This window comes from Legionella drancourtii LLAP12, from assembly GCF_000162755.2.
GTDB lineage: Bacteria > Pseudomonadota > Gammaproteobacteria > Legionellales > Legionellaceae > Legionella > Legionella drancourtii.
In genome coordinates this window covers 53,835-78,036 of the sequence record NZ_JH413808.1, presented here as the reverse complement: position 1 = coordinate 78,036, position 24,202 = coordinate 53,835, and the positions used below count along the sequence as shown (strand labels likewise).

Genomic DNA, 24,202 nt, shown 5'->3' with positions numbered 1-24,202 from the left:
TCTCCTTAAATAAGTTTTTCGATGTTGTAATGACCGTTTACATAACCATGGACATTAATAATTTCTTGAATTTGTCTCCCCTGTGGAGTTCTTGAGATGTGCACAACACAATGGACAGCCTCTCCAATTAAAGGTTCGATCTCGGAGGGTGCTGAGGGATTTCTAGTAATGAGTGATTTCAACCGATGAAGCCCTGCAATACAGTTATTCGCATGCAAAGTAGCTGTTCCTCCCTCATGTCCCGTGTTCCATGCATCCAACAAGTCAAGCGCTTCACTTCCGCGAACTTCCCCCACAATGATTCGATCAGGTCTCATCCTCAGTGTGGTTTTCAAAAGCTGGGTCATACTGACATCAAGCGTGGTGTGGTATTGAACACAATTTTTTGCTGCACACTGGATTTCCCCCGTATCTTCAATGATAAAAATACGTTCTTCAGACGCATGAATAACCATTTCATTGATAATGGCGTTCACCAATGTGGTTTTGCCAGAACCGGTACCACCAATGACTAAAATGTTTCGATGTGAAGAAACGGCTTTTTCAATAACCTCACACTGTGCTTCAGTCATAATTCCCGATTGAACATAGTCATTGAGTGTAAAAACCGATAAAGCTTTTTTTCGGATGGCAAAGGTTGGACTTGAAACAACCGGCGGCAGTTGTCCAGCAAAACGTGAGCCATCTAGAGGCAGTTCTCCCTCCAACAAAGGCTTCATGCTGGTTACTTCTTTTCCATGAAAACCGGCAACAGTTTTGATGATGGATTCGGCACGTGCTACATTTATATTCCCTATGCAACGCATTGTTTCTCCAAGCCGTTCCTGCCAAAGTGTGCCATCTGCATTGAGCATGATTTCCACGGTTTTAGGGTCGTTTAACGCCCCTTCGATCAAACCACCTAAATCACGCTTCAATTTTTCTTTGGCACGGTCTTTAACTGTTATGCCTTCAACCCGATCTATCATTGAGCTAACCCCATATTATTGTTGAAGGTTCTGAGCAGGACTCATTTCTTGTTTGAATTTACTGATTAGGCGATCAACCACGCTTTCTTTGTGAGACACGCGATCGCAATACCATTCATCCTTTTGGCGCTCGCGGTTAATTCTGCGTTGAATTTCTTCCCGATGAATTGGTAGGGACTTGGGGGCATGAAAAGCCAGACAAACTTCGTCATGCTTGTATTCAAGCACCGTGCAGTAAATTTCTTCACCGATAATCACGGATTCCCCGACTTTTCTTGTTAAAAATAACATTGTGCTTCTCCTCTTTTTATTTAAGTAAGTAGGCTTTGCATTGCCTGATATTTTCTTCAACCACAACCCTGCTGGCTGGTTGATGTGCTTCATCTGAGACATAAAAAGTATTCCGCCTTTTGATATCACGACAAAAACTAATCATTTGCGGCAGGCTAGGCGGCATGTCACAATGATCCCGACAGGTTAAAATGGCCTGATTCAAAACCTCATCGCTAAATCGCCCCAACCCTTCAGTCCACTCTTTTTTGGCAAATTCCAAAAATCCATCGCTCTTAAACTGACTGCGCCATAAATGACCGTAAAAAACAGCAAAGCGGGTAAACAGGTTCTCAATCCGCTTGTCGGTAACGTTGCAAGCTGATGACGTTGGCTTGCTGGTATTCATCTTCTCCTGTACTGGCCAAGTCTCCTGCTTCTGGGTTCCAGAATGGGTCATGGGCTGTTGTTGCAGTATTTGCGCGACGGTTCTCATTCCTTTTCTCCTGCTTTAATTCGATTTTGACTTCATCTTCCCAACACTTTTGCGACAACCAGTTGGCTGGAAACTTCCAGGCTGGAACCCACTCACCATGCGATTCTTTCGTTTTACGGGCTTTGATTTGGCTCTCCAGTGCTTGCAACATGGTTTGTAGTAAATGCTCATCGGGATTGATTTGTTGAAAAATTTCAAAAGCACGCTCACGTGACCTTTTCTCGGGATACATAAGCCAGAAATGGTCGAATTGGCGTAATAAATAAATATAATTATTTTCTTTTATAAGAGGTGTGACGGCTTTTGGGGGTTCCACTGTGATGGGTTTTTCCGGAAAATCCTCATAAAACCCTTTATTTTCAATGGGTTGATCAGAACAAAATGTGACGGCTTTCTGTGACGGGTTTGTGACTACTTTATTTTGCGCAAAATAACCCAAAGTTGCTAAGTTGCATTTTAAAATGAGCTGTAATTCCTCTGATTGCAAACTGATCAAACCAACACGCTCTAAAGCAGACAGAGCACGTCGAACTTGAGCACGAGAATATTTTTCGCTTTTTACACCTTGGTGCGGCTGAATATAAATTTGTTCAGCAATCGACTGAAAGCTAATTCGCCGTTTAACGCCAACAAGTCCTGTTTTAACGTCCATGTACGGTCGTATCCCTCTTAAATAAGCGAGTTGTTGTGCATGAGGCAAACCATAAATTGCCTCAAGTTCCTCGCTGTTAACCATAAAATCCATGATTGATACACATTCCTGGTTGTACATCTCGTTATTGTTTTTATTCTGTGTTATCTTCATTTGAAAGATAATGATTTGTTAATTGCACTTAATGTGCAATTAAGCATGACGATATTGCACATTAAGTGAGTTGTCAATGGATTTATTAGTTATTTTGAGAAAAGGTATGACTCGATGATGAACATCAAAGAAAAAATTGGAGAGCGAATTTTTCAAGAGCGACAAGCTAAAGGACTGACTAGAAAAGCGCTTTCAGAGCTTACAGACGATTTAAAGCCTTCCAGGATTAACAACTGGGAAAGAGGGATAAGAACTCCTGGTCCTGAGGAAATTAAGCAGTTAGCAGAGGCGTTAGATGTAGCTCCTGGGTATTTGATGTGTTTGACTGATGACAAACAGGTTAAGCAGGAGTTTCCGTGGCTAGGGGCCTTAATTCCCTTGTTGAATGCTCAGCAAGCTTGCGATCCTAAACAATATATTCAAGCGATAAAGGAAGACCGGAAAAGTGATGCTATATCTTTTATTCCGCTTAGTCCTGACTTGACAGCTCAACTTGGAAACAATTCATTTGCATTATGCATACAAGATGACAGTATGACTCCAGAACTTAAAATTGGTGATATTTTAATTGTTGATCCGGATCAAATAATTCGTCCTGGGGGTATAGTTGTTATTCATTTACAAGATAGTAAAGAAGTCACCGTGCGCCGTTATAAGCAACTCTCGGCAGGTAATCCAGTGAAGGAGTATGAATTGATCGCTGTAAATGAGAATTGGGCAAGTATTCGTGTTACTCGGAGTTGCGGGCATAAAATAATTGGGGTTGTTTTGGCACTGATTCGAAAAATATAATTTAATGAACCTCTCCGTGACTTACCACAGGGAGGTTCATTTGTAGCTTTTACCAAGGTTTCCTGTTAAAAGGAGATGGGTTAAAGATTACTTGTTCCTCTTCCTCATCTTCTGTCTTTTTAGGTTCTACATCCTTATTTGACTCAATTTCTTCTTGTTTGGAAGGTTTATCTTTATAAGAAGGTTTAGGTTCCATCGAAAGTGGGTTTGGAGCAAAACGTTGCTCTTTTGTGACTTCATCCTTTTCTTGTGCTTTCGGAGTGGGTATGGGCACTAAATTATTTGCGAGCCGTTGGATAAATGCATCGTATAAAGCTAAGGTGGGCATGGTAATACGAAGAGAGAGTATGTTTCCTTCTTCATCTTGAGTAAGTTTTAAACAATCATCGGAAAGATTGTTCTCTTTTTTAAATTCATTGAATTCTTTTATAATCGCTTCCATGAATTTTTTTAATTCTTCTCTTTGTTCTTCAGTTAATTCATTAGGCTCACAAAGCAGTTTAATCGTAAGGGTCAATGATTCGCGATCACTATCAACCAGCAATTTCCCGTCAGCGATTAATTGTTCAATTATTTCCGGGTCAAAACTAGATTCTAAATCAAGCCCTTCACCATCACCCATTGAAGCAAACTCGCCTATTAATTCATCTGTAGACTCAACTACCTTTCCTGATTTGGTTAGCGATTTATCTTCACCGGAACTTGCCTTTTCCTCGGAGGTTTTACCAGAGCCACCATCACCTCCACCGCCTCCTCCACCATGTCCGAAACAACGACGGGTAGGGGCTATTTCTTTAAAACAAGTTCGACAGCGTACTTTTGCTCCTTCAGCAGCAGCTTCTTTTTTTTCTACCTCTTTAAGTTTTTCTTTTTCTTTTTTTAATAGTTCTAATGTGAGTGCGGCTGAAGAGGTTTGTTCTTTTGCTCCACCTGCTGTGGTTGGTTCAGGGACAGGCTGATGTTTTTCTTTCTCATTGTCTTTTTTCATGAAGGATACCAAATTTAAATTTATAAACATTATGACAATTATACACAAATATTAAATTATCTGCAAAAATTATGTAAAAAAGCGTTATTTTTTACATATAGTGAATTAATTTAATGCAAAATTAGCATTAAGTAATGATTTTCGGTTGCGCAAAACAAATTGGCACAAATGTCCTAAACTTAACTGTAAGAGAAAAAACAAAAATTGCAAGGTATGGGGTGAAATTAATTCATTCGGTGAAGGGGTGATGGGTATTAACATGCCCAGTACGAGTGATTATCTAAGAAAATAGTCGAGGTTTTATATGGCTGATACATGTACGGGCGGGACAGTAGCATGCTGGATATCAAGTCAGGTCAACATATTAAATAATGTTGCAAATAATTTGCTTCCTGTAGAGCGCTTGATTACAGGAGCTGCGTATCTTATCGGTTGCGCCTTTTTATTTAAGGGAGTCTATTGTTTAAAGCAATATGGCGAACAACGAACAATGATGTCGAGTAATACCAATGCTAAAGAACCAATAACTTATTTGTTAGTAGGTACAATGCTGATTTATTTTCCAACGACCTTTTCGATGTTCATGCAATCTTCATTTGGTTATCAAAATGTTCTTCAATATGCACCGGTAAACAGCGGTAATTCGACTCTTGATACATTATTTGGAAGTGGAAGTGTCGTTGGAAGGCCATTGACGATTATTATTCAAGTCATCGGCCTCATTGCTTTTGTAAGAGGGTGGGTATTGATTGCGCGCGCTGCCGGTTCGGGTAGCCAACCAGGAGCCACTGGAAAGGGGTTAATGCATGTGTTTGGTGGAATTCTAGCGGTCAATATTGTAGGTACTCTTCAGATGATTAATAACACACTATACGGATCGTGACGCGTAGAGTATGTGCACACTATACATCCTTTTGTGCGGGTCAAATTTAATTTTTTGTGGCTCTATCTCGCGTTATTGATGTAGCAATAAGGAGTTAATTTGTTTTTTGGCGCAAGATAAAAATGACTCGCTGCTCGGTAAGGTGTCAGTTTATGCCCATCTTAGTTGATGAGCCAGAGCGCCATAGTGGCCCATCATAAAAAAGCATTTAAGCTGTAAAAAAACCGTAAAAAAATGACCACCCAAAGTGAGCTCAATTTTTTTAGTTTAAAATGTGCGCAATACTCCTATATTTGTTTTTTTATTATGTCTACATCCAATACAGAAATCGCTCAAATTTTATCAGTGAACAAAACGTCTGGTGAATGGGCACAGCAAGAGTTTGTTTATTCAGTACCAAAGACTGAATCCGGTGCAATTGATTTAACTAAGGCCGAGCGCATCGCTGAAGGTGGGACTCACATACTTTATCGATTTCCAGATGCGCCTTTTGTTATTAAATTAATGAAACAAAATCCTAACCCTATGGAACTTGAAGAGTTAGAGAAAAAATATGCTGTTTTATATGAGTGCTTTGACAAAGAAGGGAAAAAACGATGCATTCGGGAACAACATATTACTCATCAGGTACAACTTCCCGGAAAGGAGCCTCAAGAAGCAGCTTTATCAATCGTTCCATACGAAAAATGTTTCAAATCTAAAGTTAAATTTGATTTTAAAATAGAACCTGCAGAACTTGATATTTACTTAATGGAGCACAACCAGGACTTATTTGATAAGGTACATAAAGCACTTATTTATAAAGAAGGCTCTGGAGTAGATTTTGAGCTTAATGATTATGCGTTCATTGATGAGCGAATCGGTGCTATTTTGCACCGTTTGGATAATGATCCTAAGCTTCGGGAAGTCATGATTGAATTTTTAAATCATTATCGTGATTTTTATCAAAGGACTAATATTATCCTGGATGCTATGGGGTTTGAAAACATTCTTTTTTTTAAAGACGAACAGGGTGATTGGCAGTTTAAAATAGGCAGTGCGATTAAGCACGATACTGGAAAATACACAAACGAGTTATTTGATGCATTACATTCTGGAAAAGAAGTCAATTTGACTGGTTTTGTTAATTTTACTCATGCTTATTTCTCACCGGCCAACATTAGGGCAGTTAATGTATGCGCTATGAAACTTGGTTTAGAGCCTGTTATTCATGATGTTATAATCGACTCAACCGATTTAGTTAGAATCGCTCAAGAATTATCAGTAGGAGAACGAATGCTTGCCTATGCGCGGCATGGTGATTTTGAAAAAATAGATAAAATTATCCAAGAGCATCGGGGTGAGCTTAGTTTTAATCTCAGAGATTTTTGGACATACTCTCTCATTGCTGATGAATACATCAATCATAGCCAACCACCAACAGCACTTAAAAATTATCTGGATACGGTGAGTCAATTTCCCGTTATATTGCCTGAAAATGAAGGTGATGCAAAACGAGTAGAAGACTCAAAAAAGGCCATTATAGACCGAAAAAACATGCATGATAAAAAAATAATGCTTCACCAGGAACTCACAACTGTTGCCCTTAATAAAGGGCAACTACAAAAAATAATCGATTCTGCGCATACTCCCGCTGTAAGTTATGCTTATGTTGAATCCAATGAACAACACCAACACGGATTGGTAAAAACTTCTCTTGCTCTTGGCAAAAAAAATGCTCAATCCACAGGTACTGAAAATACCGTAGGGGGTAATACGAGATTTCCAGCCTCTTCACTGAGTAAAATTGTATTTACTTATTTGGTGTTACAGCTGGTCAAAGAGAAGCAAATTGATTTGGATGAGCCATTACTTTCTATTCTGCAGCAAGAAGGTCAGGAATATGAGCGATTCAAGGTCAATGGTGAGTATCCTGAAAAAGCGATGCAATTAACAGCGCGACATGTATTGTCACACACTACAGGTTTGCCCAATTGGTCTCCAAATTTATCTTCTACACTAACGTTTGATCCTAGATCAGATCTAGGTAGTGGATATTCGTATTCAGGTGAAGCGTTTCTTTTTTTACAAACAGTCATCGAGACAAAAACGGGTAAAAATTTAGAGGAGCTGGCTAAGAAGTATGTGTTTGACCCCGTAAAAATGAATCGCTCTACGTTCAAGCCACAACCAGAGGACGGCAAAAATATTGTAGTGGTTCATACTCAACTAGAGAAACCGACTCCCATATTAGAAATAGAGCCACCACTTCATTCTGCCGCATCACTGCTTACAACGGCCAATGATTTTTCAAAATTGATGAGTGCTTGGTTGGATAGTATGGATGATCCAATAATAAAACAAGCATTTGAGTCAAGAGGTGCTTACAGCATCGCGAATACGTGTGGGTTAGGTTGGCATATTTATAAAAATAAAGATGCAGTCATCGCCTATCAATGGGGTGCAAATCCTAATACACGATCGTTTATTGCACTAAATGTTACAGAAAAAAAGGGCGCGGTATTTTTTACGAATTCAGAAAATGGGATGAGTATTGCAACTCAAATTTTGAACTCTCCTGATTTACCTCCTATTGGTGACATGCAAGAGCTCTTTAAATATATGAGTTTTAGTCAAAGTGATGAGGCCGGATGGCAAGAAACCATTGCAGGTAAGATTTGTGAAGATGAGGGTAGGCTTGAAGAGGCGAGAGATTATTTTGAAAAGGCCATTGAGTTAAGGCGTTTGGAATGGTCGAATGCAGTTCATCAAAACTCCTCTCCAGAAAAAACAGTATTTACCTCTCCAATGGAAACTTTTGTAGGAAATTATAACGATGAAGCAGAGATCTACCTAAGAGAAGGCAGCTTAATCTGTAGGCGTTTTAATAGTGAAACAAAGCTTGTGCGAATATCAGAGGCCGAATTTCTTCCTGAAGAGGATCCATCGTTCAAAATAAGTTTCAAAAGAGATCTCGTGGAAATCCTTTCCATCCGTGGTGATCAAACCTTATTGTTTAAACATCCTTTAACAAAACCTCAACTAGAAACGGAGCATGAAAAAACAGGTGGAGCAAAAGAGCAACACTCTTTAACAACCGTTGATTCAGAAAAAAAAGTGATGTTGCACGACTTGATGAACAAAGCCTACATTCCTGGAGTATCCATTGCTACTATTTCTGATGGAACACTTTCTTGGAGCGGTGCTCTTGGTATTTCTGATATGGATTTTGGAGATTGTGTTGATGAATCTACTGTATTTGAGGCGTGTTCCTTGAGCAAGCCATTGTTTGCTTATTTAGTATTAAAGCTAATAGAAAAAGATCAACTACCACCAGACTTCCTGACCCAATCATTGCCTGAAATAGATTATGGGCGCTTTAAAAGTGAGGACAGAGAAAAAGTAGCGTCTTTAACACCACAAATGATTTTGTCGCATCAAACAGGTTTGCCTAACTGGGAGCCTGGTACTAATCAACTTGAGTTCCAATTCAAACCGGGTGACCAATACCATTATTCTGGAGAAGGGTATCACTATCTACAGAAAGTAATTGAATCAAAAATAGGTAAAAGTCTTGAAACGCTTGCACAAGAATATGTATTTACACCACTTGGAATGAAAAACAGTCACTTTGAACGTGCTCGTTTTAAGCCAGGAACACAATTTGCCTCCCGTCATAATGAACTGATGCAGCCCCAACCGTATAGAGACGAAGTAACTGCTGCTGGGTCGTTACAAACTACAGCATATGATTATGCACAATTTGTCATGGCACTACTCAAAGAGCAAACGCTGAGAAAGACAGCAATGAACGAGCTCGTCTCAACAGAAAAAGATGAAACAGCAAGAAAGAAAGAGATCCCTCAAGAAGTGTTACAATCCGTATTTTGGGGATTAGGATGGGGTTTAGAAAAAACAGAAGAAGGAACATTGGCATTTCATTGGGGAGACACACTAGGCGCGAAGGCATTTGTTGCAATAAACCCTGAAAATGGTTCAGCGATTTGTTATTTTGCGAACAGCCAAAATGGGTTATCTCTTGTCAAAGAACTAGTAACTCCTCATGTTGGTTTAACAAAAGGCCTCGATTATCTTTGTGGCAAATATGATTATACGCACTATGATAAACCGGGTTACAAAGAACGACATGAAGGCTTACTGGCTGAGTCACGAGGCGATTATGTCACTGCAAAAATCCAACTGCTCAAGGCCATTGAATTGGAACCTAAATACACGGTTGAACTGACACAACACATTGAGTGTTATGATAAGCCAGGTTGGAAAGAGCAACAGGAGGGAATAAAAGCAGAATTAAAAGGTGATTATAAAACCGCCATAATCAAATTCAATCAAGCACTGGTGCAAGATTTAGAATCTGAGAAGCAGATTGAAAAACACCTCGCGTGGTTAAATGATTTGGACCACCCAATTGCGGTAGGAAAAGAAAAATTACAGGAATATACGGGCAAGTATGGGCCTCATGAAATAACCATTGAAGGAGAGTCACTCAAGCTTCAATCATTTGGACAAAGTTATAAGCTTATTCCTGTGGGTAAGAATATTTTTTCACCAGAAAACAATCTCAATTTTCGTCTTGAATTTGACACAAAACGAGGATACGTTGCATACCACTTTCTCGATCTTGCATTTCAGCCAATTATAGAGAAGAAACAAAAAGCAACTGCTCCTACATCAAAAATGACATTGGAAGAGGTGATGAAAAAAGCCGGTATTCCAGGAATATCGGTTATCACGGTAAATAATGAAGGAATTATTTCTCCACCACTCGTTAAAGGCACTGTCAGCTCAACCCAATGTGGGTTATTGAAGATGCCCGTGGCTAAAATTAAGGAAGAGCAAAGCAAATTCTATAAATCGTATTACATCCTTACTGAAGAAGGTTTGCTTTATTATAACAAATCGAAGGATAAACTTCATAAGATTGAGTTGGATGAATATCAGTTAGAAGAATTACGTAAAAGTTTTGCCAAAGATGAACAAATAGATATCTTGTCCGATGATCAATTAAGTGAGATTACCTCGATTACAGACCATCTTCACTCCAGTCCCTCCATGGAAGTTACTCCTGAAACAGTTTTTGGAGCTGCATCACTGAGTAAACCTGTATTTGCCTATTTGGTATTAAAATTAATAGCAGCCAATAACGCGAATGAAGCCCAACCTGGCCTAGGACAATTTAACGCCAAATTTGATTTGAAAACCCCTCTCTATCAAGTTTTTCCAGATATACTAAAAAAATTCCGCAAAGAAGATGAAGATAAGACCAAGCTTTTGACCGCAGAGATGATATTATCCCACACGACAGGGTTACCTATTACGCATGATGAGAGTAAAGGGCTCATTGAATTCCAGTTTGACCCTGGCACAAAGTACGCTTATTCTGGTCCAGGAATTGCTTACTTGCAAGAAGTCATCGAAGCATTAACTGACTCCAATCTTGAAACACTTGCCCAAGAGTACATCTTTGGGGAAAAAGCGTTAAACATGAAGCACAGCAGTTTTCATACGGATAAAAGTAAATCTCCGCAGGCAGCAAATAGCCTCTATACAACGCCAAGCGATTATGCCAAATTTATAGTAGCTTGGATGAATGATGAAGAGCTACAGTATGCATTTCAACCCATGGTATCCATGAACCATGATCATTTGCCTGGCAACTGGCCAATGGAGGTAAACGGATTAGAGCAGGATCGAAATCATGTGGCATGGGGTTTAGGTTTTGGGCTACAAACCGATAAGCAATGTGGGTGCGGTCTTATTAAAATGACAACAGATCCGAGCCAGTCCTCTTTTGATTGCATCGAGGGCTTATTGGAGGAGAGAAATGCGGTTATTCTATTTAATGATGCGCTTTTTTATGCAGATCAAACTAGTCGAACGATTAAGAAAATCGAATTGACTGAGAGTAATCAGGATGATTTTAATAGGCTAAAAGAAAAATGCACCGAGTCCTATAAATTAGCCGAAGGGAGTGAATTAAAATGGATTACCTCTGTAACAGGCCGTATCCATCGTGCAAGCAGAGCCTATCATTCCGGTGATATGAATGAATACAGAGCGTGGGTGGCCATGAATTTAGAAGACAAGTCGGCTGTAGTTTATTTTGCCAATTCACATAATGGCCATATTCTAGCAGATTCAATCATTTCTCCAGAAGTAGAGATAGATAACGTATTTAATTACTTTTTTCAAACCTATGGATTTGCACGCAATTTTGATGAGCTACAAGGAATAACTAATTTTCATGGGGTAAACTCCAATTGTTTAAAGAAAACTTCGCCTAAGATTGAAGAAAAACCAGATACACCTAAAGAATTAGAAAAAGGAACTGCTATGAGTGAAGAATCAGAACTGCTCACTTCCTCTTTACCAAAAGCAAAAACATTAACTTTAGGATTTTTGACACCAGAAAAAAGAAAGGAAAAAAATCAAGAGGATAATTATTGTGGATTTAAATCAGGGTTTCTCATAGGTAAGTCTTTTTACAACTAATTGCTTAGTACATTGGGATAGCTGAGAAAACTACTGTTAGGAATAAAAGGTTGAGCAGACGGATTTAAATAAAAGCGTTATTACATTTTGAGATAACACCATACCTATAAGGGAGTATACGGTGATGGATGATAAAATCTGTGAGCATTGCTATCCTGAAAAACGCTGTCATGTTAGAAGGAAATTTTTTAGTTTATTCGATTATTTTATATTCAATCCATTGATCTATTTTTTATCTAAAACGTTTCTCCTATCAGAGCAGGATTTTTTACGTTTCGATAATCTATTAAATAGGATGTCCATTACTATTTTTCAAAAATTAAAATTATTTACCAAAACCAATATCATTGATAGAAACCAATTTAATAATAGCGTACTTGCACTATGGGATGAAGCGCAACGAAGGGGATTAGAACTGTATAATTTTAAGGAGTCTCAATTACATACGTTGTATTTTATGTTGGTATTTAATAACAAAAAATATTATTTTACGCAAACCCCTATTTCTCTTCTTTATCAAAAAAATACGTACTTTGACGATGATACCAAATACGATAATAAATGGATTCTCAAAAAGGAATTATTAAACCAAAAAATACCATGTCCCGTAGGAAAGGTTTTTATTTCCAGTAAAAGCGCTTATCAATATGGTATTGAATTAGGATTCCCTCTTGCTGTTAAACCCGTATCCGAATCCTTAAGTATTCATGCCTTTTGTACTATTCAAACACCAAATGAATTAAAAGAGGCAATTAAAATAGTAAAACAAGTTGATTTTCGTGTATTGGTTGAACAACATATTCCTGGCAATGTTTATCGGTCATTAATTATTGATGACTCATTAATAGCTTGTGTGATGCGACAACCTGGAAGCGTGATCGGTGATGGTATCAGTACTTTTGCAGAGTTAATCGATAAAAAGAATAAAGCTGCAGCTGGTAGTAATTCACGCAAAATTAATATCAATAGTTACTTGAAGAAAGTCCTAGAGACTCAGGGAGTTACTCTTAACACAGTAATAAACAAAGGACAACAAATCTTTATTTCAAAAAAAGTGACAATAGGTAGTGGTGCAAAAATTAGTAATGTTACTGACTTAATCCATCCAGAGAACAAACTGTTATTGGAACGAGTACATAAAGTGCTCAATATACCACTTACAGGTCTTGATTTTATTTGTCAGGATATTTCTCTTCCATGGCATAAGCAACAATTTGGCATTATTGAAAACAATAGCTTTCCCTATATCGACTTGCACCTTAATCCTTCTGATGGAACGCGAATCAATGTGCCAAGTATCATTTGGGACTATGTATTAAATGTTTTAGGTAAAAGAGATGGCGATGGCTCGATTAAAATGGATTAAAATCGGCTAACGATCTCTTGTTTATTCACTTTTTTAAAAATTGTTCTGTGCTGTGAATGGTATAAACAATTAGATGATTATTAATAGAGCAACGCAAAATATCCAAATTATTGTACTTGTTATATAAGGGTATTGATAACCCTTATAGTTTTTCTTTCGAGTAAAAAAATCAATAATTAGCACAGGGGCAACAGAAAAGAACGTTAATAAGATGACTAATGCTACGGATTCTGCACCTTGCTGAAAAGGCATAATCCTTATCAAAAAGGCCAGTGTATCGTGCAAAAATTGATGCAAATAAAAGATTACCCCCACAAACAAAAAATCAAAAGTATAGATAAACCAAGAGGCAGCAAACAGTGGTAGAAGTAATTTAGCTCCTTTTATTGCCCATAGATTCTTGAAGGATTTGCTAAACTCCTCTGAAAAAAGAACCATAATAACACCGAAGAGAACAACTAAAGCAAATAACATTTATTTGATCCTTTTCTCAACATCGCTCAATGCTCCCTAGTGTGTACCCAGTTGCATTGATAAACCCTCATCTTCTTATGAATGTGTTTTTGACACGTTCGATTGCACGACGAATTTTTTGTTCAGGTCGCGCGCTAAATGAATTCCCATTGAAAAAATATTCTTCACCTTCAGGAGATTGCTTAGAAAAAAAGTAATTAAACACACAACATCGAGGTGCATCACATAAAACTGGATTTACGGCATGCCAAGAGGTTCGATTGGTTTCCATCACAAGCAGGCGATTAAAAAGACTAGGGACAACAATGCAATTTTTAATTTTTTCATCCCATAGTTCATAATTTCCACCATTTTCGAGTCGCCAATTAGGGGATACATAATAAAGGACATTTACTGTTCGATAGTGTTTTCTGTCTACATCATGCGAATTATCCAAATGAGGATTAAGACGATATCCTTTGAGTAATGTACTAATTCCACCAGCATATTCTGATGGATCAGGAATTTGGTTTTTAATCTCGGTTATCTCTTCAATCACAGCGACAACTCGAGGATCTTGAATCGCAGAATTAATATCTTGCAATAAACTGGATACATCTTTTAAGTGGCTGTATTTTAGCTTTAATTTTCCAGGAATATTTAATAGATGCATTTGGCTTGGTTTAGGAAAGTTAGCGTATATTTTTTCAGCAATTTCAGTTGGAAGGAGGTTATCCAGTGTAAAATAACGGGCAATTTTTATAGGATGCTCAAGGAAAAACTCTTTTTTCAAGTGCTCTTTAGTTTCATTTAATCTTTTTACGATCAGATCCGTTAATTGACTTCTTGTATTAGTTGCCATGTTATATTTTATATTTGTATATTTATTAAAATAATAGTCTATTTTTGTATTGCTTGGGGTTATATAGGCTATCTTGGCTTTAAATGACGAATCGGGCTATTTAAAATTCTTTTTTTAGATTAATTTATTATTAGTATGCTGGCATTCTATCCAAGCGAATTAGCATATGACTAGCTCTAACTCACGAGTAGGGTTGTTTTAGTAGGCATGCCTAACAAAATTATTTGAATAAAATTATTGAAATTAATTAGTCTTAATTATATATTGCATAAACTTTAAGAAGTAGGAATGATGTAAATGGAGTTTTTAGATTTTTGCAAAGCTATTCAAGAATCCGTTGAAAATGACAATAAAAGCAATGGTGTCCCAGAAAAAAATCTTATTTTGCTTGCTGAGTTAGATAAGATAATCAAAAGCGCTGAAAAGAATAAATCTCTCTGTATGACTCAAGCAACCATTTTATTTGAAGGCTTTTATCGTCATCTAAACACGGAATCACTGAAAAAAGATTTTCAGATTATCAGAGCCAAGCGATGGGAGCATCATTTCGGTACTCCTACAATTACATTTCTCCTATCGTATAAATTGCAGATTGATAAAACAACAAAGTTATTTGATGAATTAAGTCTCGAAGCAGAGTCACCTGTTGATCTTCCTTGGCTTATCTCAACAATTGAGGGCTTTAGTATAGATCATGATAATAATGTTGTTACTGACCCGAAAAGTGTTTTGAGTGTAGATGCGCCACTTACCAGAGAGACTACAGGTATCTTTACGAAAACTCATAATCCTTTTGGAGGTTTTACAACAACCCCATGTGATCCAGTTTCTCAGAGGTTCATTGAGCATGCAGCTTTATCAGCTAAGCATGGGGGTAAAGTATTAGAAATAGGAGCCGCTTTTGGAGCGGCAACATTGGAAGCTATTGCAAAAGGAGCAACTGTTTTTTGTAATGATATTGATCCGGAAAATTTAGCTGTTGTACGTCAGCGTTTCATGGAAACAACAGATGACTCCAGTAAATCATTAACGGGTGATAGTAGCAAATTAATTCTTGTTCCTGGTGAGTTGCCAAACGAGTTAATTGGTCTTCCTGAGAAACAGTTTGATGCTATTTTGATTTGCCGTGTTCTACATTTTTTCTCTGGAGCCAAGATAGAAGAATCATTGGCTTTATTATCAAAACTGTTAGCTCCAAACGGTAAAATATATATCGTTTGCGAAACACCGTTTTTAAGAAATTGGCAACGTTTTATTCCTGAATTCAATAGACGAGTAGAGAATGAGGAAGAATGGCCAGGTGAAATTACTGAGCCAGCAAAATTTGAAAGCAGTGGACGGGCAAGTTCATTACCTACATTTGTACATTGGATTACAAAAGAAGTATTAGATCGAAGTTTGTTAAAAGCTGGTTTTGCAATTGAACACTCTGAGTACATAAACAGAAGTGGTCAATTTCCAGAAGACTTGTTATTACCAGAGTATGGTAAAGAGAGTATTGGTGCAATTGGAGTAATTTGAGTGAGGGATTATGAAAGAAAGGATTAGCTGGTATGAATGGTTTGCTGCCATGTTAAAGGAATTTGTAGCTGAAACAGCAAAGAAACCTAAATATGAAATTGCAGATATTTTTGAATGTAAAAAAACAGGCTTTACAAAAGCAGTAATTAAATTGTCTGAACGACATACAAAGGAAAAAAATATCAGCGATATTATTATGGACAATGAATTAATTGAGAATCTGGATCCTAAAACAGTTCGAACTTTGACTTATATGGCTACGGTAGAACGATTAAAACCTGATTACTCTATTGTAGTTCAGCATATGACTCCTGAAGTAGATGAGTACTTGCTTGAAATAAAATCAAAATCCAAAGCAATTACTATAAAAAAATCTCCCTCTGAACTTTCAAAAGATAAAGATCTAATAGCAAAGTTTAAACCCGAGGATGCTAGTAGAATCGGATATATGGCGGGTGTTAGGGAAACAGTTAAGGAATTCGAATTAGTTAATAAAAGCAAATAGTTGATGTAAGGAGAGGCATTTGAGAAAGGAAATTTTTGATGCGTTAACTCGCAAAAAGCAATATAGATACCCTTACTTATTGCTCGGTCTATATTTAACTTTTTTGCTATCAACAGTGTGCTTGGCAAGCAGGATAACTCAGATCGGGACAATGCTTGAACCAGGTGGTATTTTTGTATTTCCGCTCACTTTTAGTATTTGTGATATTGTTGGTGAGGTATACGGATATGCATATCCTAGATTATTTATTTGGATTGGTGTTTTAGCTGAATTTATATTTTCTTTAGTTGTAATTACCGTATCTCATTTACCCGCACCCGAATTTTTCACGAATGCTTCAGCATATGAAATTGTGTTTGATCCTACACTCAGGTACGTAGGTTCGGGGTTAGTTGGTTTGCTTATAGGTGAGCTGACTAATGTTTATCTCCTTTCAAAGTGGAAGATTTTTCTAAAGGGGAAATTTTTTATATTGAGAAGCCTTCTCTCAACAGCTCTAGGACAAGCCCTGCTTACCGTAATTGTTGATATGCTTAATTATTTTGGAAAGCTAACCGATCATCAACTTGGATGGATGATGGTTTGTGGTTATTTATGGAAAATGTGCTGTGCAGTCATTATGGTTTTTCCTGCTTGGTTGGTAGTTAAATATCTTAAGAAAGCAGAGCAGGTAGATCATTACGATATTCATACAAACTTTAATCCATTTATATTCGGGTTACATGAAGAACGCGCTAGTGATTACCAACTTAATACTGAATCCGCGCTTCAATAAGAGTGCCGAGAATCCGATCATTAGGTTTGTCTAATTTTGTTAGTTTAAGGCTTCCATCTTCTAAACCCTGTCGCAGATAAGAGGTATTATTTTCGATAAATAATCTATTAAATGCGACTATCTCCTCTTTTGATAAGTACACTATTACAAAATCCCTATCTTTAGGAGTTTTACCTGAATCAAAGATTAAAAGGCTATTTTGTTGAAAAAGAGGTTCCATTGAAGCATCAGGCATAACTAATGCGAAAGAATTCTTGGCAATTTTTTTATCAATTAATATTTCTTGCGAATCTTGGGTTTTGACTGTTGTTGAAGGCCATGTTTTTAATGATGCCCATTCTATAACAGGTATTGTACTGATCTGTAAATTTTCCTTAACTGAATCAGGAATAACAGCAGGTAGAGGTTCTTGGCCGGTTAATTCGTTGATGGAAACAGAAAAATAAAGAGACAGTTCTTCTAATGCCTTTTTTCGTGGATTTCTCGTTGAACCCGTCAGAATATGATGAATAGTTGGTTGAGGTATACCAGTTAACCGAGCTAACTCACTAACAGAAATATTGCCATGTATTCTCATGAGTTGTTGCAAGTTATTGCTTAATGTCATCTCAGTCATTAATAGCCTAACAAATGAATAAAATTATTCAAAACAGATTGACTTAAATATAAAATAGTATGTATATTATCTTTAATTGAATAATTTTATTCAATTAATCTGCTAAAATAATCTTAAATAGAATAATTATAGCCAATATATCATGTTGTTGGTTAATCCACCAAATAAAATAGCGGGATAATTTTACTTTTAATGAATAAGTTAGCTATTAAACAAGATAGTCAAAGGAGTATTATTCATGGAGAACCATTCCAAATTACAAATTTATAAAGGAATTATTCAATATATTTTGGAGTCTACAAACTACACCTTAAAAAATATTGCAGATCTTTCAAATTCCTCAATTAAAAATATTAGTGCCATTTATAGTGAAAACTTCGTACCCCATAATTTTTCCTCTGAAATGCAATTAGTACGGTTATATCAAATGATTCTTGAAATAAATAGTCGAGAAAAGCAGCTTAAAAAATATTTACCTCTTCCTAAAAATTTTAGACAACTTAGTGCATGAGTGGAGTAATCTATTATGAAATGGATAAAATTAAAAAAATATTGCGAAATATCGGGGGACACTTCTAATGCAGTTCACGCTAAACGAAAGCGAGGTATGTGGTTAGATGGTGTACAATGTAAAGTGGGGCCTGATGGTAATATATGGATTAATTTAGTTGAGGTTGAACGATGGGTGGAAAACGGCAACAAAGCAACGAATATCCGGTTGCGCGTGGGATAAGTGTTCGAGAGTTAGATTCCAGTAGGTGTATTAGAATTGATTTTACGTATCGTGGTGTTAGATGTCGTGAAACTTTAAAAATTGAACCAACCAAAGCAAATATTAAATATGCTGAAAGGTTGAGAGGTGAAATTCTAAACGCTATTAGTCTGGGTACATTTAATTATCAGGATTATTTCCCAAATTCACAAAGGTCAAAAATGTTTGGCTATTCAGTGGTGAAATCTACTGTGGGTGAGTTGCTCAAAGAATATATGGAAATTGCTGAAAAAACACTTGAACCCAGTACTTTTAATGGCTATAGAAAAACATGTGAAGCACATTTATACCCAGCATTTGGCAATATTCCTATAAAAGATCTGTCATCTATGATTATTCGTAATTATGTGACAAAGCTCGAATTGACGCTAAAAACCATACGAAATATTCTAACCCCATTAAGAAATACTTTAGATCAAGCATTAAATGATGGAATGATTACATCAAATCCTTTAGATAGATTGGTTTTATCTAAGTTAGTTGATAAAAAAACTCGCAGCAGTAATTGGGAGGTAGATCCATTTAATCAGGAAGAAATTAAAGCCATTCTTTCGGAGGCTAAAGATCAAGCAAGGAATCTATTCCAATTTGCTTTTTATAGCGGTTTACGTACTTCTGAGCTTATTGCTTTAGAATGGGGCGATATTGATTGGTTAAATGGGATTGTAAGGGTATCAAGGGCCGTGGTTCTTAAAAAAGAAAAAGGCACCAAAACAAAATCAGGTCAACGCGATGTGCTTTTACTTCCTCCAGCACTAGAAGCACTGCAAAATCAAAAAAAATTTACTTTCCTTGAGGGGGCACGTGTTTTTTATAACCCTCGCACTAACACTGCTTGGGAAACAGACGGTCAAATTCGAAAAACCTGCTGGACTCATATTTTAAAAAAAGCAGGAGTTCGCTACCGCAACCCATATCAGACTCGCCATACTTATGCTTCTATGATGCTTTCCGCTGGCGAAAATTCATTATGGGTTGCGAAACAAATGGGACATAAAGATACAGAAATGATTATTAAAAATTATGGTAGATGGATTCCTGACACATCAACCATAGCAGGATACACAACAGTAAATGACTGGTCATCGCCATTGACTGGTCAAGTGAAAAAATAGTCTTAAGTAAATTTTCTTGATTGGGTTTTGATTCGAAGGCTTATTTTAGCCATTGAATTCACACAAAGCCCTTTAAATACAATTGATTAAAGATTCATTATTTCTTGATTGGAATTTGTTTCCGATGCAAATCAGATTATAACTTCTTCAACTCTTCAACTCTTCAACTCTTCAACTCTTCAACTCTTCAACTCTTCAACTCTTCAACTCTTCAACTCTTCATGCTCAAAAGCTGAGGCCATGCGATCAATCTCCCTTTTTGTCAATCCTAATTGGCTAGCAACAGCTTGCCATTCACTCACGGCCATCGCAACCTCTTTTATAATTTCAAGTGCTCTTGTTTTTTTTATCCGAAACTCCTTAATAACGGAAAGCGCCAAATCAATAGAGGCCGTTGGATCATCATAATCTATCGACGTTGATAACATCCGTGCTTTCATTTCAACGGGGGTTGGGTTGACATCATAGGCAGGTGACAACCTCCAACCTTTATGACGTTCATATAAAAAACCATGGTTTCTTAAATGATCGTCTGTGTTTGAAATCAATACGGTAAAGATGATACGTCGCCACAGCTCTTCTAAGTCACTGTTTGGACTTGCACCGTGTTGAGTGATGGCGTATGCGATTTCAAGATAGCTGTGGAGGTCATTATCCTTTGCGCCTAACATACTCATTGCAGATAAGAATGGAACACGCCGACCTTCGTGACGGTCAAAACGTCGGAGAATCAGTACCGGTTTATCCATGATTGTTTCGAGACGCCAATCGGTTGTTTTAATACCCGCTTTTTCTGCAAGGGTCAGGGCAACAGCTTCCCAGACAACCACGTTAAATTCATCATCTTTTTTTGGAAATTTAGCAATTGCAAGATGACCGTCTTTATCTCTGACCGATGCTTTTGGCCGCGCCCCACCAAGAGATGAACCTGGTGCCAATAATATTTTCAAATCTTCAGCTGTTTCCTCGTCATTAAGATAATGTTCCGTTGCAGAAAGTAATCGAGGTAGGCTGATTAAAGGTGGTATGCTTTCTTTATCTTTTGGGGTTAAGTAAGGCCCGCCATCTTTTAGTGAGAAACGTAAAGCGCCCTGACGAGCTTCATCATTAACGCCTAACAGATAATCGACTTCTGACAATGTTCTTGCTGTCTCGGTCATTGATTTAGCGCGCACACTTTCTGCTCGGCGCATCAAAACACGACCCCAGCGATCAGGCGCCGAATCACCAATAGCACCGAATAAAATCTGGTCTGGGGTGGTATGAAATGCGCCAGAGGTTAATTGAAGAGCTGGATCAAGAGCAAACTTTTCCGAATGTTTCAGCCATTCAGGATCATATTCAAAGGACGCACTTTGCCTTGCGCCACGCTGATGAAACCAGAGCTTGCCGACCTTGTGAGTTATTTCACCAAGCTCAATCGAAACATAAATTTCTTGGCTACTCATTTGCTTCCCCTTTATTACCTTGTGGCGATCTGATTCTTTTAGGAAGACTTTCTTCTTCAAGTTCACGCCCGACAATATCGTGAGAGGCATCAGCAACGCGTGTCAAATGCTCAGACATTCCTAAAACAAAAAGAGCAGACGCATACGCACCCATAGATACGTTTGGATCGCCTTTTTCAATTCTGGATAAAGTGGGGCGAGAAAAACCACAACGTTCAGACATAAGCTCCATAGCTATACGACGACGACGGCGCGCATCACCAATATTCTTGCCCAATATTCTTAAAACTTTCTGTACCGGAATGGGCAAATGTGTTTTTTTACTCATTTCTTAACCCTTAATGTATCATAATTTTTACATTATATGACTTAAAGTAAATTATATGTTACGTTAAATGAAGAAGCAAGGAACAGAAAACTTAAGAAGTTAATAGGCTTAAATGTGAGATCGCGGCTTATGATTTTAGGTGATAGAGAAACAGCATCAAAATTGACCCATTTATGCCCCAGAATTAGCAAGTAGAAAATTAGGCATATATAAATCAATAAGTTACGAGAAATTGTCGCGGGTTCGATTCCCGCCGCCTCCACCAATTAACCATCCAAGACACTCCAATAACATCCATAACCTCTTGTAAACACTAGGCTTAACGCCTATCATATGTCCACTATTGTCCAACAAGTACCCCCTACATCCAAACCATAGTGGGGGTATTTGTTGGGGTATATCGAGAAATAAAAAAGGAGATACCCCCAAAGTGGCTGAAAAGAAAGAAATAACGTTTCGTAATGCTAAGCCAGAAAAAAAGGCTTATAAGATTTCTGATGAGAAAGGCTTGTTTATGTATGTAACGCCACAAGGTAATAAATATTGGCGAATGAAATACCGTTTTGGTGGTAAAGAGAAATTATTAGCATTGGGGGTATATCCTGATGTTACTCTTGCTAAAGCACGTGATAAACGTAATGACGCCCGAAAATTACTTGTTGATAAAATTGATCCTGGCGAGCATCGTAAGATCATGAAGCAAGTGGCAGATGAACGCTCAGCCAATAGCTTTGAAGTGGTGGCTAGAGAATGGTTTGTAAAATACTCATCAAATTGGGTTAAGAGTCATGCTGATAAGATCATGCAACGCTTTGAGCGTGATATTTTCCCGTGGATTGGCAATAAACCCATAGCAGAAGTTACTCCTCCTATATTGTTGTCAGTAATTCGACGTATTGAAGAACGTGGTGCATTAGAAACAGCGCATCGAGCTTTAAGTAACTGTGGACAGGTTTTCCGTTATGCTATTGCGACTGGACGTGCGGAACGTGATTCATCCCAAGATCTAAAGGGAGCGTTACCTCCAGTAAAAACCAAGCATTTTGCAGCTCAAACTGATCCGAAAAATTTTGGTAAATTGTTGCGAATTATTGAAGATTATGAGGGTTCGCTGATTGTTCGATGCGCTCTACGCTTAGCTCCATTAGTATTTGTAAGGCCTGGTGAATTAAGGCATGCCAAATGGGAAGACATTGATTTTGATGCTGCCCAATGGAGTTATATCGTTACAAAAACAGATACTCCTCATATAGTCCCATTAGCTACTCAAGCAATTTCTATATTAAAAGAACTTCAACCCCTTACTGGTAATAGCACTTTTGTTTTTCCGTCTGCAAGAAGCAATGATCGTCCTATGAGTGATAATGCCATTTTGGCTGCTTTACGTCGATTAGATATTAGTAAAGAAGAGGCTACTGGTCATGGCTTTAGAGCAACTGCACGGACATTGTTAGATGAAGTTCTTGGAGTAAGACCAGACATTATTGAACATCAGCTTGCGCATGCAGTTCGTGATCCTAACGGGCGTGCTTATAACCGTACTGCCCATTTATCAGAGCGAAAAAAAATGATGCAGGATTGGGCAAATTATTTAGATTTACTTAAAAATTAATATTAAGAGAGTTGAGCATGGATTCTACAAATTTAATTCTTTTAGATAAGGATGAGGCTGAAATAGTTATTCCTAAAGCCTTAAGAGGCGAAGTGCAAGTGTATACAATTGATACTGGCAGAAATATTCCTCGTTTACTAAACATTGGAGATATAGAAAAGATACGGCGAGCGATTCCAAGAAGAGCAGAAATTATTCTGGAATCTTCAACTTCGGAAACAGGTTTTAGTAGGTTTACCCGAATTGGCTATTTAGATTTGAGTATTTCGCAATCGCAATATGATGTAATTTTCCCTAAGAATCTGCCTGCTGACAAAAATTCCACATTATCAAAAAGTAAATATTGGATAGAGTTTGTTTCTCAGGTGGAGGATGCTGTTAGAAAATACCCTATATGGGTGGAAAGCCATAAAAATAGACGAAAGATAACACAAGAGTCTAAGAAAAATTGGGTTAAAGAAAATATTGTTACAGATGAACGCAAAGCTGAATTTATAAAAAATGTTCTGACAGACTTATTAGATAATTGACTTTAAAATCAATAAGATAAATTTGTCATATATTTTGTTTCTGACAAATAATGTGACAAATTTTTACCTCATTTACATTAAATCATGTTTAACGAAGCCTAAGGAGGCACGAACATGATTAACACGATCTTAAGATTACCTGCTGTAAAAATATCCAGTGGGTTACCTCGAAGTACTCTTTATCTCCGAATTTCCCAAGGCCTATGGACAAAGCCCATTAGCTTAGGTGCTCGTATAGTGGGTTGGCCTGCTAATGAGATTGCAAAATTAAATGCTGCCAGGATTGCAGGTAAATCTGATGAGGAAATCCGTGCTCTGGTTCTGCAGCTAGAAGCTGCTCGAAAAATTTGTGGAGAAACCAATCATGCATAACAGAATGAATCGTTTCAAAAAGAAATTTAATCGAGAGCTATTGCCCAATCCTAGTCAATATTTTCGGGAGCAAGGTTTGAAGATCAATGGATATGGTGAATGGAAAAATGCGATTTGTCCTTTTCATACAGATACCAAACCTAGCCTGCGTTTACGGTTAGATTCAGGAGGATTTCGGTGCATGGCCTGTGGTGAACATGGGGGCGATGTTTTAGCATTCCATATGCGGCTTC

At 37.5% G+C, this 24,202-nt stretch carries 23 protein-coding genes; 13 read left to right on the top strand and 10 right to left on the bottom strand.

The window, feature by feature from the left end; all coding sequences use genetic code 11:
- Window positions 1–5: 5 nt before the first annotated feature.
- From trbB to LDG_RS04435, 4 genes are read right to left on the bottom strand one after another with little or no spacing between them, the layout of a single operon-like run.
- Complete coding sequence (gene trbB, locus LDG_RS04450) at window positions 6–968, bottom strand: P-type conjugative transfer ATPase TrbB (RefSeq protein WP_006869964.1); 963 nt, start codon at window positions 966–968, stop codon at window positions 6–8.
- 15 nt (window positions 969–983) lie between these two features.
- Window positions 984–1,259, bottom strand: coding sequence for a carbon storage regulator (locus LDG_RS04445; RefSeq protein ID WP_006869963.1), 276 nt, complete (start codon window positions 1,257–1,259; stop codon window positions 984–986).
- Window positions 1,260–1,275: 16 nt separating this feature from the next.
- Entirely contained in the window at window positions 1,276–1,587 is a 312-nt protein-coding gene (locus LDG_RS04440) for a hypothetical protein (RefSeq protein ID WP_040534557.1), read from the bottom strand.
- A 4-nt stretch (window positions 1,588–1,591) separates the two neighbouring features.
- Window positions 1,592–2,479, bottom strand: coding sequence for a hypothetical protein (locus LDG_RS04435; RefSeq protein WP_006869961.1), 888 nt, complete (start codon window positions 2,477–2,479; stop codon window positions 1,592–1,594).
- Window positions 2,480–2,653: 174 nt separating this feature from the next.
- Here LDG_RS04435 and LDG_RS04430 point away from each other — a divergent pair, with 174 nt between their 5' ends.
- On the top strand, window positions 2,654–3,331 hold the full coding sequence (locus LDG_RS04430) for a S24 family peptidase (protein ID WP_006869960.1): 678 nt from the start codon (window positions 2,654–2,656) through the stop codon (window positions 3,329–3,331).
- 49 nt (window positions 3,332–3,380) lie between these two features.
- Here LDG_RS04430 and LDG_RS04425 read toward each other — a convergent pair whose 3' ends face one another.
- Complete coding sequence (locus LDG_RS04425; protein ID WP_006869959.1) at window positions 3,381–4,319, bottom strand: hypothetical protein; 939 nt, start codon at window positions 4,317–4,319, stop codon at window positions 3,381–3,383.
- Window positions 4,320–4,623: 304 nt separating this feature from the next.
- Between LDG_RS04425 and LDG_RS04420 the strand changes: the two genes are divergently transcribed.
- The 3 genes from LDG_RS04420 to LDG_RS04410 all read left to right on the top strand — a co-directional run bounded on the left by LDG_RS04420 (window position 4,624) and on the right by LDG_RS04410 (window position 13,060).
- Window positions 4,624–5,202 carry a hypothetical protein gene (locus tag LDG_RS04420; protein WP_006869957.1) on the top strand — a complete coding sequence of 193 codons (579 nt, stop codon included), beginning with the start codon at window positions 4,624–4,626 and terminating at the stop codon, window positions 5,200–5,202.
- 306 nt (window positions 5,203–5,508) lie between these two features.
- Window positions 5,509–11,694, top strand: a complete 6,186-nt coding sequence (locus LDG_RS04415) for a serine hydrolase domain-containing protein (RefSeq protein WP_040534555.1) — start codon at window positions 5,509–5,511, stop codon at window positions 11,692–11,694.
- Window positions 11,695–11,818: 124 nt separating this feature from the next.
- Complete coding sequence (locus LDG_RS04410) at window positions 11,819–13,060, top strand: hypothetical protein (RefSeq protein ID WP_006869955.1); 1,242 nt, start codon at window positions 11,819–11,821, stop codon at window positions 13,058–13,060.
- 69 nt (window positions 13,061–13,129) lie between these two features.
- Here the strand turns inward: LDG_RS04410 and LDG_RS04405 are convergent, their stop codons facing one another.
- Together LDG_RS04405 and LDG_RS04400 are read right to left on the bottom strand one after the other, a co-directional pair.
- Window positions 13,130–13,534 (bottom strand): hypothetical protein, encoded by a 405-nt coding sequence (locus LDG_RS04405; protein ID WP_040534478.1) that lies wholly within the window; start codon window positions 13,532–13,534, stop codon window positions 13,130–13,132.
- A 67-nt stretch (window positions 13,535–13,601) separates the two neighbouring features.
- The gene (locus tag LDG_RS04400; RefSeq protein WP_006869953.1) at window positions 13,602–14,375 is read right to left on the bottom strand and encodes a 2OG-Fe(II) oxygenase; all 774 of its coding nucleotides are present in this window, start codon (window positions 14,373–14,375) and stop codon (window positions 13,602–13,604) included.
- A 297-nt stretch (window positions 14,376–14,672) separates the two neighbouring features.
- On the opposite strand from LDG_RS04400, the gene LDG_RS04395 reads away from it, so the two are divergent.
- The 3 genes from LDG_RS04395 to LDG_RS04385 are packed head-to-tail and all read left to right on the top strand — an operon-like array spanning window position 14,673 to window position 17,176.
- Window positions 14,673–15,896 (top strand): class I SAM-dependent methyltransferase, encoded by a 1,224-nt coding sequence (locus LDG_RS04395; protein WP_006869952.1) that lies wholly within the window; start codon window positions 14,673–14,675, stop codon window positions 15,894–15,896.
- Between the two features lie 10 nt (window positions 15,897–15,906).
- Window positions 15,907–16,401, top strand: coding sequence for a hypothetical protein (locus LDG_RS04390; protein WP_040534476.1), 495 nt, complete (start codon window positions 15,907–15,909; stop codon window positions 16,399–16,401).
- Window positions 16,402–16,420: 19 nt separating this feature from the next.
- A complete protein-coding gene (locus tag LDG_RS04385) occupies window positions 16,421–17,176 on the top strand; it encodes a queuosine precursor transporter (RefSeq protein ID WP_006869950.1) in 756 nt (251 codons plus the stop codon).
- Here LDG_RS04385 and LDG_RS04380 read toward each other — a convergent pair.
- Window positions 17,151–17,792, bottom strand: a complete 642-nt coding sequence (locus LDG_RS04380; protein ID WP_006869949.1) for a LexA family protein — start codon at window positions 17,790–17,792, stop codon at window positions 17,151–17,153. The genes LDG_RS04385 and LDG_RS04380 overlap by 26 nt on opposite strands.
- 238 nt (window positions 17,793–18,030) lie before the next feature.
- On the opposite strand from LDG_RS04380, the gene LDG_RS04375 reads away from it, so the two are divergent.
- Window positions 18,031–18,303: a hypothetical protein gene (locus LDG_RS04375; RefSeq protein ID WP_006869948.1), complete on the top strand. Its 273-nt coding sequence runs from the start codon at window positions 18,031–18,033 to the stop codon at window positions 18,301–18,303.
- A gap of 170 nt (window positions 18,304–18,473) precedes the next feature.
- Window positions 18,474–19,679: a site-specific integrase gene (locus LDG_RS04370; protein ID WP_040534473.1), complete on the top strand. Its 1,206-nt coding sequence runs from the start codon at window positions 18,474–18,476 to the stop codon at window positions 19,677–19,679.
- A gap of 203 nt (window positions 19,680–19,882) precedes the next feature.
- Here LDG_RS04370 and LDG_RS04365 read toward each other — a convergent pair whose 3' ends face one another.
- Complete coding sequence (locus LDG_RS04365; RefSeq protein ID WP_006869945.1) at window positions 19,883–21,127, bottom strand: type II toxin-antitoxin system HipA family toxin; 1,245 nt, start codon at window positions 21,125–21,127, stop codon at window positions 19,883–19,885.
- A complete protein-coding gene (locus LDG_RS04360; RefSeq protein WP_006869944.1) occupies window positions 21,120–21,455 on the bottom strand; it encodes a helix-turn-helix domain-containing protein in 336 nt (111 codons plus the stop codon). Before LDG_RS04360 ends, LDG_RS04365 begins: the two co-directional genes overlap by 8 nt.
- 430 nt (window positions 21,456–21,885) lie before the next feature.
- Here LDG_RS04360 and LDG_RS04355 point away from each other — a divergent pair, with 430 nt between their 5' ends.
- From LDG_RS04355 to LDG_RS04340, 4 genes are all read left to right on the top strand, one after another.
- Window positions 21,886–23,067 (top strand): tyrosine-type recombinase/integrase, encoded by a 1,182-nt coding sequence (locus LDG_RS04355; protein ID WP_006869943.1) that lies wholly within the window; start codon window positions 21,886–21,888, stop codon window positions 23,065–23,067.
- 17 nt (window positions 23,068–23,084) lie between these two features.
- A complete protein-coding gene (locus tag LDG_RS04350; RefSeq protein WP_006869942.1) occupies window positions 23,085–23,597 on the top strand; it encodes a hypothetical protein in 513 nt (170 codons plus the stop codon).
- Window positions 23,598–23,711: 114 nt separating this feature from the next.
- The gene (locus LDG_RS04345; protein ID WP_040534471.1) at window positions 23,712–23,969 is read left to right on the top strand and encodes a helix-turn-helix transcriptional regulator; all 258 of its coding nucleotides are present in this window, start codon (window positions 23,712–23,714) and stop codon (window positions 23,967–23,969) included.
- Window positions 23,962–24,202, top strand: a 241-nt coding sequence (locus LDG_RS04340; RefSeq protein WP_050805520.1) for a CHC2 zinc finger domain-containing protein, incomplete at its 3' end; no start/stop codon positions are given. The genes LDG_RS04345 and LDG_RS04340, both read left to right, overlap by 8 nt.